This is a genomic window from Pseudoxanthomonas sp. F11 (assembly GCF_037046485.1).
Taxonomy (GTDB): Bacteria; Pseudomonadota; Gammaproteobacteria; order Xanthomonadales; family Xanthomonadaceae; genus Pseudoxanthomonas_A.
Genome location: NZ_JBANLZ010000002.1, coordinates 859,068 through 870,822, shown reverse-complemented (window position 1 = coordinate 870,822; position 11,755 = coordinate 859,068). Strand labels below are relative to the sequence as shown.

Here is an 11,755-nt window from a genome sequence, read left to right as displayed (position 1 = left end):
CGTGAAACGAGGAGAGGGTGCTAAGGCGGGTGAGGGGCGAGCGGAGGCAAGAGACTTCCACGCGCCCGATGACGATCCAGGCCAGCAACCTGTTTTGCTACAAGAACACGCTTTGCGCAAAAAACGCCCCTCATCCGCCCTTCGGGCACCTTCTCCCCGCTAGCGCAGGGAGAAGGACATCAGACCCTGACATCCAGCAAGCTGCCCAGCGTCTGGTCCGCGACCTTCAGCACGAACACGTTGGCGCCGGCCATCGCCTTGTAGTTCAGCGTGGCGGCCACATCCTCGACCGGAGCGGCCGGATCGGGGGACGCCTCGACCATGGCCGCCGCAACGCCACCCGTCGGGCCGGCCGACAGCACCACCGCCTGCCGCGCGGCGTCCGGGGTGGCCAGGTTGGCGAGGTTGTGGGCCGCGGCCTGCATGCCCAGCGCGGCGGCGCGCAGGCCCGAGGTGGCGATGCCGGCGATGGGGGCCATGCGATGACTCCGGAGGGTTTGCAGCCTCGATATCGGCCACCGCCTGCCCCACTTTAGCCCGGCGTCCACGGTCCGCCGGCAGGCCGGTGGTAGCATGTCGCACTCTTCGAGATACCCCCTGAAATGATCGGTTTTTTCCGCCGCAAGAAGCCCCAGGACGGCCCGGACGCCGCCCAGACCCGCCCCAGTACCGAGGAACTCGCCGCCGCCTTCCCGCGCGCGCCGGGCGAAGCACTGCCAGCGGACACGAACCCCGCTTCCGACCGGGCGGCGGAAGCACCGGTGCCCGCATCGGCAGTGGCCAGCCTCGAGGCCGCACCGGTGGCCTCGCCCGTCACGCCCGCCGTGCCGGCCGAAGATCGGGAGCCCGCCGATGCGGTTCCCCCGGCCGCCGCAGGCAAATCCGGCTGGCGCGACCGCCTGCGCCGCACCAGCGCCGCACTGGGGCTGGCCGGCCTGTTCACGCGCAATCCGCGCCTGGACGACGACCTGCTGGACGAGATCGAGACCGCACTGCTGACCGCCGACGTGGGCGTACCTGCCACCACGGCGATCGTCGAGGATCTGCGCAAGCGCATGAAACAGCGCGAGTTCGCCGACGCGCAGGCGCTGCTGAAGGCCCTGCGCACCGACCTGATCGCGCTGATCGCGCCGGTGGCCAAGCCGCTGGTGATCGATGCTTCGCGCAAGCCCTTCGTCGTGCTGACGGTGGGCGTCAATGGCGTGGGCAAGACCACCACCATCGGCAAGTTGGCGCGCCGCTTCAAGCAAGATGGCCACAGCCTGATGCTGGCCGCCGGCGACACCTTCCGCGCAGCGGCCGTCGCCCAGCTGCAGACCTGGGGCGAACGCAACGGCGTGCCCGTGGTCGCGCAGGGCCAGGATGCGGATGCCGCGTCGGTCGCGTTCGATGCATTGCAGTCGGCCAAGTCGCGCGGCTTCGATGTGCTGATCGCCGACACCGCCGGTCGCCTGCACACCCAGACCGGCCTGATGAACGAGCTGGGCAAGATCCGCCGGGTGCTGGGCAAGATCGACGACACCGCACCACACGAGGTGCTGATGGTCATCGACGGCACCACCGGGCAGAACGCGCTCTCCCAGCTGCGCCAGTTCCACGCCGCCGTCGGCGTCACCGGCCTGGTGGTCACCAAGCTCGACGGTACGGCGAAGGGCGGCGTGGTGTTCGCCCTGGCGCGCGAGTTCGGCATCCCCATCCGCTATGCCGGCATCGGCGAGCGCGTGGAAGACCTGCGGGTGTTCGATGCGGAAGCCTTCGTCGATGCGCTGCTGCCGGAAGCGCTGGGTGGCGGCTGAGCTCGCCACACCCCCTGTAGGAGCGGCCCATGGCCGCGATGCTTTCCCCTTCCGATCGCGCAAGAGCATCGCGGCCATGGGCCGCTCCTACAGGTGCATTTCCGGATGATCTCCGACCGCCTTACCTTCGCCTCCCGCCTGCTGGCCTGGTTCGACCGCCACGGTCGCCACGACCTGCCCTGGCAGCATCCGCGCACGCCGTATCGCGTATGGCTGTCGGAAATCATGCTGCAGCAGACACAGGTGGCGACGGTCATTCCGTACTTCCTGCGTTTCATCGAACGCTTCCCCACCCTGCCTGATCTCGCCGCGGCCTCCACCGACGACGTGATGGCGCATTGGGCCGGGCTGGGCTACTACGCCCGAGCGCGCAACCTGCACGCGGCCGCGAAAGCCTGCGTGCGCGACCACGGTAGAGGACTTCCGCGCGACATCGAGGCCTTGCACGCGCTGCCGGGGATCGGTCGCAGCACCGCCGGCGCGATCCTGTCGCAGGCCTGGAACGACCGGTTCGCCATCCTCGACGGCAACGTCAAGCGCGTACTGGCCCGCTTTCATGGCATTGCAGGATGGCCCGGGTTACCGGCGGTGGAAAAGCAGCTGTGGGCGCTGGCGGAACGGCACCTGCGCGACGTACCCGACGGCCGCCAGGCCGATTACACCCAGGCGCAGATGGACTTCGGCGCCACCCTGTGCACGCGCGCAAAGCCGGCCTGCGCCGTGTGTCCCCTGCAGGAAGACTGCGTGGCACGCCGTGACGGCCTGGTCGACGCGCTGCCCACATCGAAGCCGTCGAAGCAGCTGCCCGAGCGCGAGGCCACCGCGCTGTGGCTGGAGAATCCCGCCGGCGACATCCTGCTGCAACGGCGCCCCGAAACCGGCATCTGGGCCTCGTTGTGGACACTGCCGCAGGCCGATACCGATGCGGACATGCGTGACTGGTTCGCGCGCGAGGCGAAAGGCGACTACGACGCGGCCGAGACGCTGCCGGTGGTGGTGCACACCTTCAGCCACTACCGCCTGTACCTGCAGCCGTTGCGGCTGCGCAAGGTCGCCCTGCGCGAGCGGGTGCGCGACAATGACGGCCCCGTATCCAGTACGGGGCAAGCTCTGCGCTGGGTCGCGCGCGGCGAACTCGCCACGCTGGGCCTGCCGGCGCCCATCCGCAAACTGCTAGGGAATTGACCGATGGCCCGCACCGTCTTCTGCCAGTACGAACAACGCGAAACGGAAGGGCTGGATTTCGTGCCTTATCCCGGCGAGCTGGGCAAGCGCATCTTCGCCAACGTCGGCAAGCCCGCCTGGGCGGCATGGCTGGCGCACCAGACCATGCTGATCAACGAGAACCGGCTGTCGCCGCGCGACCCCAAGCACCGCGCCTTCCTGGAGACAGAACTGGAGAAGTTCCTGTTCGGCGGCGGCGCGGAGAAGCCGGCAGGCTACGTGCCCACGCCATAGGGCGTGTCCCGGCGCTTCAGGATTTCGTTTCGCGCTCCACGGCCGACGCCTCGCGCAGTTCCTTCTCGCTCGCCCGCAAGGCCTTCACGTCGAGGGGGCGGATGGTCTGGATGCGGCAGGGGATCTTGATGCTGGAAGTGCCGGCGCCCAGCGGCAGCACGTCGTCGAAGCGCGCCGACACGCGGTTGCCGAACTGGGTGATGCTGATGGCCATGGCGTACTCCAGGTCCGGGCAGCGGCCACTCAGTTCCAGCAGATAGGCTTCGCTGGGCTTGGTCCAGACGGCCAGGGCGGCGTCGCCCAGGGGGCTCCAGCCGTTGAGGGTGCCGAAGTAGCGGAAATCCTTGACGGGTTCGCCGGCGTGGTCGCGGTAGAGGGCCAGCTTTTCGGTGGTGCTCAGCTTGGGGCCGGTGGCGCAGCCCGCCAGCAGGGTGGCGGTCAGCAGGGCCAGGGGGATCAGGCGCTTCATGGGGCGGACTCCTGTCGTTCCGGTGGGGGCTTTCGACAACGCGGATGATGCGCCGTGGGTGGACAGGTGGCGCGCCGGGGTCGGCGCCACGTTCAGCCGTGGTGCGGCTTGCCATCCCCCGCGCCGATCCGTATCATCTGCGGCCTTCGCACCGGCTCGGCCGTCCTGCGACAGATCCTGGCCTGGTAGCTCAGTTGGTAGAGCAGCGGATTGAAAATCCGCGTGTCGGTGGTTCGAATCCGCCCCGGGCCACCATATCGATTCCGGAAGGCCTGCAGCGATGCAGGCCTTTTGCGTATCCGTCGCCACCCTCGCCTCTTGCAGCGCCGCGCGGCGCGCCCCTCTCCGCCTCCCGAGCCCTCCGGTCCCCATGTCCGAGCCCGTCCGCCTTGCCAAGCGCGTTGCAGAACTGACCGGTTGCTCCCGCAGCGAAGCCGAGCAGTACATCGAAGGCGGCTGGGTCACGGTGGATGGCGAAACGGTCGAAGCGCCGCAGCACCCGGTCACCGACGAGCGGGTGGAGATCGATCCGGCGGCCGAACTCGGCGCCGCCGAGCCCGCCACGCTGCTGCTGCACAAACCCGAAGGCATCGCTTGGCAAGACGCGGCGGCGCTGGCGACGCCAGCCACGCACATGGCAGGCGACGACAGCGGCGTGCGCCCGTTGAAACGCCACCTGCACCGCCTCACCGCGCTGGTGCCGCTGGATACCGAGGCCAGCGGCCTGATGGTGCTCAGCCAGGACGGGCGCGTGTGGCGCCGCCTGACCGAGGACTATGCGCAGATCGAGCAGGAGTTCCTGGTGGAAGTCCGCGGCGAACGCGGGCCGTACACGCTCAGTCGCGTCGGCCACGCGGCCGCTTATCAAGGCCGCGGCCTGGCGCCGTGCAAGGTCAGTTGGCAGAACGAGGTGCGGCTGCGGTTCGCCATCAAGGACGTGCAACCCGGCGAGTTGCACCACCGGTGCCGCGAAGGCGGGCTGGAGGTGGTGTCGATCCGCCGCCTCCGGATTGGCCGCGTCGCCTTGGCGAAGGTGCCGGTGGGCCAGTGGCGCTACCTTCCCCCGGGCACGCGCTTCTAGCAGCGCCCCTGTCCCCGCGGCGATCGATGTTCTGAATCGCCGCGGGTTCAGTAGACATCTCCCCGTCACTCCTCACGGCCATCGGAGGTGGACATGCAGGGGAAGCGAAATGCGGCCGACTCCAGCGCCGTGGCGCTTGCCTTGACCCGACCGTGACTTACGACCCACGACACGGCGGGCCTCACCGGCAAGACTCGGCCCCATGCACCCGGATACTCCCCCGACATCCGTGTCCTACCGCTACGGCCTGGCCACCTTCATCAAGGTGCAGGAAGGCGCACGGGACGCATTCATCGACGTATTGGGCGAAGTGGCCACCGTCGCCTGCCAGACGCCCGGTTGCCTGGAGTACATCATCAGCCAGGTACCCGGGGAACCACATGGCATCTTCGTCACCGAGTTCTGGCGCAGTCTCGACGATCAGCGCGACGCGCTGCACCGACCCGAGATCGTCGCCCTGATCGAACGCTGTTCGCCCCTGATCGATCATGTCGAACAGAGGGCCCTGGAGCCCCTGGCCTGACGCCACCGGCGCCGCGCACTTACGGCTTCGGCGCGTCCGGCTTCGGAATATCCGCCTTCGGCGCACGACCCGAACCGATCATCGCCACCGCCCGCAGTTCCACCACCGCGCCCGGCGACAGCAAGGCCGACGTACCCACGGCGCTCCACGCCGGATAGTGCGAGGAGAAGAACTCGTGGTGGATCGGCGCGAAACGCGCGAACTCGTCCTGGAACCCCGCCGCATCGGTCGGCCCCGTGTGGAACGTGGTCAGTTCCACCACGTCCGCATACGTCGCCCCCGCCTGCGCCAGGTCCTTGCCCAGTGCCACGAACATGCGCCGCACCTTCTCTTCGTAGGTGCCGGGCCCGGCGGCGGGAATGCCCGACACGATGACCATCTGGCCCACCTTCACCACCGGCGTGTAGTGCCAGTCGTGATAGGCGGCTTCGTGCCCGGGACGGGCGAAATGCTCGCGCGTGGGGGCTTCCTGCGCGAAGGCAGGCAGGGCGGCAAGCGACAGCAGCAGGCAGGTCGAGCGCAGCGGCATGGCATTACTCCGGATGGGGACGCGCGAGTCTTGCCCCGGCACCGGCCATCGCCATGTCCCATCCGTCACGCCTTCCCCACGTCGTTCACCTGCGGCTGAATACCGCGCCGGATGCGGCGGTCATCGCGGATCGCTTGACGCAGCCTGCACGCGCAGTGCCGCAAGGTCTGGACAGCCGCTTTCCGGAGCCCGCCATGGACATCGTGATGAAGAACGCCCCGCACGCACTCCCCGAACGCTTCGTCTGGCACCGCACCCCCGAAGGCTGCGAACTGCGCCTGGACGATGTCGTCATCGCCCAGGTCAGGCCCCTCAACGCGGGGCTGGTGCTGCGCGTGCTGGTGGAGGCCGGCGACATCGCGCCGTTCGAAATGGCCGTGCGTTGCGAAGAGCGCGCGATCGGCTGGGCCACGCAATGGGCCCGCCAGCGCGCCGGGATGCTCTGCCGGCACGTGGACCGACAGCGCACCGTCGCCTCGGCAGCGCAGGCGCACGAGGCGGACGCCCCCTCACTCGCCCTGGCCGTCTGATCGGTCGACCGTCGGTGGCGGCGTTTCTGCACGCCCCTCGCGCAGGCCGTGCAGAAACGCCACGCTGCGCTCCATCGCCTGCCGCCCGGCCTCGCTGTCCAGGTTGAACTGGTATTCGTGCGGCAGCGGCGGCGCGTGATCCTTGGGGAAGAACAACGTGTCCACGCGCACGCCCTGTTTCGTCAGGGCCGCGGCCAACGCATGCGAGTGCGGCTCCAGCGGGTCCGCGTTTCCGGCGCTGATGAAAGCGGGCGGAAAGGCGGGCGTGACATGGTGCACCACGGAAAACGTGTCCAGCCGTGGATCGTCGAGAAAATCCTTGCGTCCCATGTAGGACCACAGGACGGTCCGCATGAAGCCGGCGAACGGGCTGTCCCATTGCACCAGGCCGGCATCGTAAGGCCCGCAGAACAACAGCGTACCGGCGAGCTGCCGCGGCGCCAGCGCAGGCGTGATGCCGATGCGGCGCGCATGATCCGGCGAGGTGATGGCGTTGGCCAGCTCTGCTGCGATCTGCGCGCCGGCCGAATCGCCGGCCAGCACGATGCGGTCGGCATCGATGTTCAGGGCACCGGCGTGCGCCTGGAGGTAGGACAGTGCGGCGTTGACCTGACGCGTGGGCGTGGGCCAGGTGGCGCCGGGGGCGATGCTGTAGTCCACGTTGGCCACCACGAACCCGCGCGCGGCGAGGATCTTCAGATAGTGGGCCACGTCCTCCCGCCGGCCGGACACGAAACCGCCGCCATGGATCCACACCACGGTGGTCAACCGGTCGGGGCCGCCCTGTACGTTCGGGGGGTAATACACGTCAAGTAGCGCGCCCGGATCGGTCGCGTCGTAACGCACCGCGGCGCGTTCGGTCACTCCTGCGGGCAGATGCTTGCGCAGCGCCTCGCTGGCATCCGCCGCGCCCCGATCGAAGACCCAGCGGATCAGCAGCACCGAGGGCCAGGGACTCAGCTGGAACGCCGCCCAGGTACCGACACCCAACACACCCAGCGCCAGCGCCACGCGCAGCGCCCAGCGGCGCACGTTTCCCCCGCGTCCCTTTCCTGCCCTCATGTCCGCCCCACCGGCCGTTCGCTGGCGCCGATGGTGCGCCATTGCGCGCCGGATGCAAGGGGGAGGCATGAAAAAGCCACCGGGCTGGAGAGTCGCCCGATGGCCTGGAGATGCGCGCCGGCCTCTCGCCGGCGCGCACCGCACTCAGTGGCCGTTGCCCGCCGCCAGCTTGTCCAGGTCGATTCCCTGCTTGCGCAGCGTCCGCGTGGCTGCGATCGCGTAGAACGCCAGGTAGGCGAAGCACAGCACGCCGACGATGAAGCTGTAGTGGATGCCCACCTTGTCGGCCAACGCACCCTGCGCCCAGCTGACGATACCGCCGCCCATGATCATCATGATCAGCAGGCTGCTGCCCTGGTTGGTCTTGTTGCCCAGCCCGGTGATCGCCAGCGCGAAAATGCAAGGCCACATCGTGCTGCAGAACAGGCCAACGCTGATGAAGGCGATGACGCTGGTCATGCCGGTGGTGAACATGCCGATCAGCTGCGCCGCGATGCCGCAGATGGCGAAGTAAAGCAGCATGCGGGCCGGGTTGCCCCTGCTCGCAAGCGTGGCCAGGATCATCAGCACGATGACCGCGGCATAGCCGAAGAACTGCGAGGGGTCGTGACCGGTGATGGCGTTGACGGCGAGAAATACGCCGAACGCGAGGTAAGGGAGTATCAGCATCAGCATCTTCTTCACGCCCGCGCCGACATCGAATGCGCCCGCGGCGCCGCTCCAGCGACCGATCATCAGGCTGGCCCAGTACAGCGACACGAAAGGCGCGATCAACGCGGTTTCGATGCCCAGTCCGCCTTTCTCCACCGGCAACTCGAGGTAGGCCGGCAGGTTGTCGATGGTGGAAACCTCGACGCCGACGTACAAGAAGATCGCGATCATGCCCAGCACCAACTGCGGATACGACAGCGCCGACTTCTTGTGGATCAGCTTGCTGCTGTCCTGCGCCTCTGTTTCCGACAGCTTTTCCAGGTCGATATGGTTGGGCACCGACGAGAACTTCAGGAAGATCGCCACGAGGACGAAAGCGGCGCCCAGCACCAGGTAGGGTGTCTTGACGCTCTCGATGCTCGCCTCGGTATTGCCCGAGGTGACGCTACCGAAGATCGCCACGCTGACCAGCAGCGGGCCGATGGTGGTGCCGAAGTTGTTGATGCCGCCGGCCATCGTCAGGCGCTGCGCGCCCGTCTTGGGGTCGCCCATCACGATGGCCAACGGATTGGCCGCGATCTGCTGCAACGAGAAGCCCAGGCCGACGATGAACAGGCCGGACAGCATGAGATTGAACGAGCCGGTGTTGGCTGCGGGATAGAACAACAGAGCGCCCAGCGCGGAAATCACCAGGCCCAGACAGATACCGTTCTTGTAGCCGATCTTGTTGAGCACATCCTGGCCCATCGCCTTGGAAACCGCGACGTAGATCAGTGACCCCACGGTGTAGGCCACGTAGAACGCCAGCGCCACGTACATGCTCTGCGCCTGCGTCAGGTCGAACGCCTTCTTGAACACCGGGATCAGGATGCCGTTGCTGGCGGCCACGAAACCCCAGAAGAAGAACACGGTGATCAGCACGCTGAACTGCGACCATCGGGTGGTTTGGGTGGTCATGTATTGGTATGCCTACTGGTAAGGTATCCGGACGGAACGGCCAGCCTACGTAGCCGCCGCGCGATTGCAACTTGCACTGCGGCAGCGCCCCGCGGTGATATCGCGGGACGCTGCGCGAACGGCCTTACTGCGCGCACTTCACCACGTCGGCGCCATCGGCGGCGCCCGCCACCACCTGGATGTCGGTAAAGGCCGCGGCGAACGGTGCATCGGCGGTGACGCTGAAGGGCGTATCCACGCCGGTCAGGTCGGCGCCCAGCTTGCCGAAGCAGGCCAGCGGCACCTTGACGGTCTGCTTCCTGCCGACGGCGTCGCCGGAGAACGTCGCGGTCAGGTCCAGGCTCGCACCGCAGTCGGCGCCGCAGCCCAGGGTGAACCGCACCGGCTTGGCCGGCGCCTGCTTGACCACCACGTCGAACTGCACCACGCCGCGCGCCGTGGCCATCGCGGCCAGGTTGTTCTTCGACGGGTTGCGGGCGAAGAAGCGCGCGGGCGCCAGCCAGGTGACCTCCTTGGCATCCTGCTGCGTGTTGACCTGCACAGTGGCCACCTGCAACGCGGGCTTGGCCTGCGGCCAGCGCTGCGTGGCGTTCACGTCGTTGCCCACGGCCTGGGTCGCGTCGCCGGCCTCCATCTGCAGGGTGAAGGGCGCGATGTCGGACTGCTTGAAGATGCCCAGCGCTGTGGCCGCGCCGCAGCTCGCTGTCGCGTCCTCGGGCAGCTTGCCGACCGGCTTCGTGTCGCCGTAACGCAGGCCGGCGTCCAGCGCGAACTGCGGCGTGCTGTCGGCATTCGGACAGGCCACGGCGGGCCAGGGGAACGTCAGCTTGCCGCGGAAGTCATGCGCCGGCTTGCCGTCCTCACCCGCCACCAGCACGTCCGTGATGCCCTTGCCTTCCGTCCCCGGCAGCCATGCCGCGACGAAGCTGCTGGACAGGTTGAGCAGGTCGTTCGCGTACAGCGCGCGACCGGACAGGAACACCGTGACCACCGGCTTACCCGTGTTCGCCGCAGCCTTCAGCACGGCCAGGTCTTCGGGATGGCGACGGCTGTGGGCCATCGTGTCGGACGGCACGATGTCGCCGTTGGTCTCGGCATACGGCGTTTCACCGATGGCCGCGACGATGACGTCGTAGCTGGCCGGGTCCACACCCTCCGCGCTGTCGCGCAGAATGACGTTGGCCTCGCCCAGCTGCTCGCGCAGGCCGGCGGCGATGCTGTCGGCGTTGGGGAAGTCGGCGTTGGTGTTGTCGGTGCCCTGCCAGGTCAAGGACCAGCCACCGGTCTGATGGGAGATGCTGTCGGCGCTCTTGCCGACCAGCAGCACGCGCTGGCCTTTCTTCAGCGGCAGGGTGGCGCCATCGTTCTTCAGCAGTACCAGCGACTCACGCACGGCGCGGCGGGCCAGGTCACGATGCACCAGCGACTCGGGCTTGCCGGCGAACTGGCTGGCGGACGGCTTGTGATCCCACAGGCGCGCGCGCAGCTTCACTCGGAGGATGCGGGCGACCGCGTCGTCGATGCGGGCCTGCGGGATCTCGCCGGACTTCACCTGGGCGATGGTGTTGGCGATGAAGGACTTCCATGCATCCGGCACCATCACCATGTCGATGCCGGCATTGATCGCCTGCGGACAGCTGTCGTCCCTGCAACCGGCGACCTGGCCGATGCCGTTCCAGTCGGACACCACGAAACCGTCGAAGCCCATCTTCTCCTTCAGGGCCACGGTCAGCAGGTCGCGGGAGCCGTGCATCTTGCCGTAGTCCTTGCCGGCTGCGATGTCGTTCCAGCTGTTGAACGAGGCCATCACCGTCTGCACGCCGGCCTCGATGGCACCGTAGTACCCCTGCCCGTGCACGTTGATCATCTGCGCCTGCGTGACCAGCGCATTGCCCTGGTCCTTCCCGCCGTCGGTGGCGCCGTCGCCGATGAAATGCTTGGCGGTGGCGACCACGTTGCCGTCCTTGTCCAGCAGCCCCTGCATGCCCTTGACGTAGGCGGCGGCGTATTCGCGGATCAGCGCGGGCTGGGAGGAATAGCTCTCGTAGGTGCGTCCCCAGCGCGCGTTCTGCGCGACCGCGACGGTCGGCGCGAACGTCCAGGTCACGCCGGTGGCGCGCGTGGACTGGCCGGTGGCCTCGGCGATGCGCTCGATCAGTTCGACGTCATGCGCGGCGCCCAGGCCGATGTTGTGCGGAAAGATGGTGGCGCCGTAGACGTTGCTGTGTCCGTGCACCGCGTCGGTACCCCAGATCACCGGTACCGGGATCTTCGCATCCGTACCCATCGAGGCGTCGTAGTAGGCATCGGCCAGCGCGACCCAATCCTGCACGCTGGCGTGCTTGTTCTTGGCCGGCCAGGAACCGCCACCGTTCAGCACCGAGCCGATGTAGTACTGGCGCACTTCCTCAGGCGTGATCGACTTGATCTCCGGCTGCACCATCTGACCGACTTTCTGCTCCAGCGTCATGCTGGCCAGGATTTCGGCCACGCGGGCCTCGATGGCCGGGTCCTTCGCGAACCGGCTTTCCAGCGCCGGCCAGTCCTTCAGCTCGGCGGAGGCGTCCCCGGCGGCGACGGGCGGGGTTTCGGCATCCTTCTGGCCGGTACACGACATGCAGGCCAGCAGGCTGGCCCCCAGCAGGGTCATTCGGATCGACTTCACTCGCATCTTCCTCGGTGTTGGCAGCGCGCGCGCC

General features: G+C 68.0%; 12 protein-coding genes and 1 tRNA gene. 7 read left to right on the top strand and 6 right to left on the bottom strand.

Annotation, left to right across the window (positions count from 1 at the left end; translation table 11 throughout):
- Positions 1-179 precede the first annotated feature (179 nt).
- Complete coding sequence (locus tag V8246_RS09920; protein WP_336188951.1) at positions 180-479, bottom strand: hypothetical protein; 300 nt, start codon at positions 477-479, stop codon at positions 180-182.
- Positions 480-602: 123 nt separating this feature from the next.
- On the opposite strand from V8246_RS09920, the gene ftsY reads away from it, so the two are divergent.
- The 3 genes from ftsY (at position 603) to V8246_RS09905 (ending at position 3,254) form a co-directional block, all read left to right on the top strand.
- Complete coding sequence (gene ftsY / locus V8246_RS09915; protein ID WP_336188950.1) at positions 603-1,796, top strand: signal recognition particle-docking protein FtsY; 1,194 nt, start codon at positions 603-605, stop codon at positions 1,794-1,796.
- A 105-nt stretch (positions 1,797-1,901) separates the two neighbouring features.
- Entirely contained in the window at positions 1,902-2,981 is a 1,080-nt protein-coding gene (mutY, locus tag V8246_RS09910; RefSeq protein ID WP_336188949.1) for an A/G-specific adenine glycosylase, read from the top strand.
- Between the two features lie 3 nt (positions 2,982-2,984).
- Positions 2,985-3,254 carry an oxidative damage protection protein gene (locus V8246_RS09905; RefSeq protein WP_162110163.1) on the top strand — a complete coding sequence of 90 codons (270 nt, stop codon included), beginning with the start codon at positions 2,985-2,987 and terminating at the stop codon, positions 3,252-3,254.
- A 16-nt stretch (positions 3,255-3,270) separates the two neighbouring features.
- Here V8246_RS09905 and V8246_RS09900 read toward each other — a convergent pair whose 3' ends face one another.
- The gene (locus tag V8246_RS09900; RefSeq protein WP_336188948.1) at positions 3,271-3,723 is read right to left on the bottom strand and encodes a DUF6491 family protein; all 453 of its coding nucleotides are present in this window, start codon (positions 3,721-3,723) and stop codon (positions 3,271-3,273) included.
- Between the two features lie 179 nt (positions 3,724-3,902).
- Between V8246_RS09900 and V8246_RS09895 the strand changes: the two genes are divergently transcribed.
- The 3 genes from V8246_RS09895 (at position 3,903) to V8246_RS09885 (ending at position 5,327) form a co-directional block, all read left to right on the top strand.
- Positions 3,903-3,978: transfer RNA gene (locus tag V8246_RS09895), tRNA-Phe, on the top strand.
- Positions 3,979-4,093: 115 nt separating this feature from the next.
- Positions 4,094-4,804, top strand: coding sequence for an rRNA pseudouridine synthase (locus V8246_RS09890; protein ID WP_336188947.1), 711 nt, complete (start codon positions 4,094-4,096; stop codon positions 4,802-4,804).
- 202 nt (positions 4,805-5,006) lie between these two features.
- Positions 5,007-5,327, top strand: a complete 321-nt coding sequence (locus V8246_RS09885; protein ID WP_336188946.1) for an antibiotic biosynthesis monooxygenase family protein — start codon at positions 5,007-5,009, stop codon at positions 5,325-5,327.
- Positions 5,328-5,346: 19 nt separating this feature from the next.
- Here the strand turns inward: V8246_RS09885 and V8246_RS09880 are convergent, their stop codons facing one another.
- Entirely contained in the window at positions 5,347-5,856 is a 510-nt protein-coding gene (locus V8246_RS09880; RefSeq protein ID WP_336188945.1) for a Rid family hydrolase, read from the bottom strand.
- A gap of 194 nt (positions 5,857-6,050) precedes the next feature.
- Here V8246_RS09880 and V8246_RS09875 point away from each other — a divergent pair, with 194 nt between their 5' ends.
- Entirely contained in the window at positions 6,051-6,386 is a 336-nt protein-coding gene (locus V8246_RS09875) for a hypothetical protein (RefSeq protein ID WP_336188944.1), read from the top strand.
- Here V8246_RS09875 and V8246_RS09870 read toward each other — a convergent pair.
- The 3 genes from V8246_RS09870 to V8246_RS09860 all read right to left on the bottom strand — a co-directional run bounded on the left by V8246_RS09870 (position 6,366) and on the right by V8246_RS09860 (position 11,721).
- The gene (locus V8246_RS09870; protein WP_336188943.1) at positions 6,366-7,418 is read right to left on the bottom strand and encodes an alpha/beta hydrolase; all 1,053 of its coding nucleotides are present in this window, start codon (positions 7,416-7,418) and stop codon (positions 6,366-6,368) included. The genes V8246_RS09875 and V8246_RS09870 overlap by 21 nt on opposite strands.
- 174 nt (positions 7,419-7,592) lie before the next feature.
- On the bottom strand, positions 7,593-9,056 hold the full coding sequence (locus tag V8246_RS09865) for an MFS transporter (RefSeq protein WP_336188942.1): 1,464 nt from the start codon (positions 9,054-9,056) through the stop codon (positions 7,593-7,595).
- A gap of 124 nt (positions 9,057-9,180) precedes the next feature.
- Positions 9,181-11,721: a glycoside hydrolase family 3 N-terminal domain-containing protein gene (locus V8246_RS09860; RefSeq protein WP_336188941.1), complete on the bottom strand. Its 2,541-nt coding sequence runs from the start codon at positions 11,719-11,721 to the stop codon at positions 9,181-9,183.
- Between the last annotated feature and the right edge of the window lie 34 nt (positions 11,722-11,755).

Excerpts from the sequence above, each read along its gene's own strand:
- ftsY (WP_336188950.1), top strand. The coding sequence starts at position 603 with ATGATCGGTTTTTTCCGCCGCAAGAAGCCCCAGGACGGCCCGGACGCC.
- V8246_RS09880 (WP_336188945.1), bottom strand. The coding sequence starts at position 5,856 with ATGCCGCTGCGCTCGACCTGCCTGCTGCTGTCGCTTGCCGCCCTGCCT.
- V8246_RS09920 (WP_336188951.1), bottom strand. The coding sequence starts at position 479 with ATGGCCCCCATCGCCGGCATCGCCACCTCGGGCCTGCGCGCCGCCGCG.
- V8246_RS09885 (WP_336188946.1), top strand. The coding sequence starts at position 5,007 with ATGCACCCGGATACTCCCCCGACATCCGTGTCCTACCGCTACGGCCTG.
- V8246_RS09890 (WP_336188947.1), top strand. The coding sequence starts at position 4,094 with ATGTCCGAGCCCGTCCGCCTTGCCAAGCGCGTTGCAGAACTGACCGGT.
- V8246_RS09875 (WP_336188944.1), top strand. The coding sequence starts at position 6,051 with ATGGACATCGTGATGAAGAACGCCCCGCACGCACTCCCCGAACGCTTC.
- V8246_RS09865 (WP_336188942.1), bottom strand. The coding sequence starts at position 9,056 with ATGACCACCCAAACCACCCGATGGTCGCAGTTCAGCGTGCTGATCACC.
- V8246_RS09900 (WP_336188948.1), bottom strand. The coding sequence starts at position 3,723 with ATGAAGCGCCTGATCCCCCTGGCCCTGCTGACCGCCACCCTGCTGGCG.
- mutY (WP_336188949.1), top strand. The coding sequence starts at position 1,902 with ATGATCTCCGACCGCCTTACCTTCGCCTCCCGCCTGCTGGCCTGGTTC.
- V8246_RS09905 (WP_162110163.1), top strand. The coding sequence starts at position 2,985 with ATGGCCCGCACCGTCTTCTGCCAGTACGAACAACGCGAAACGGAAGGG.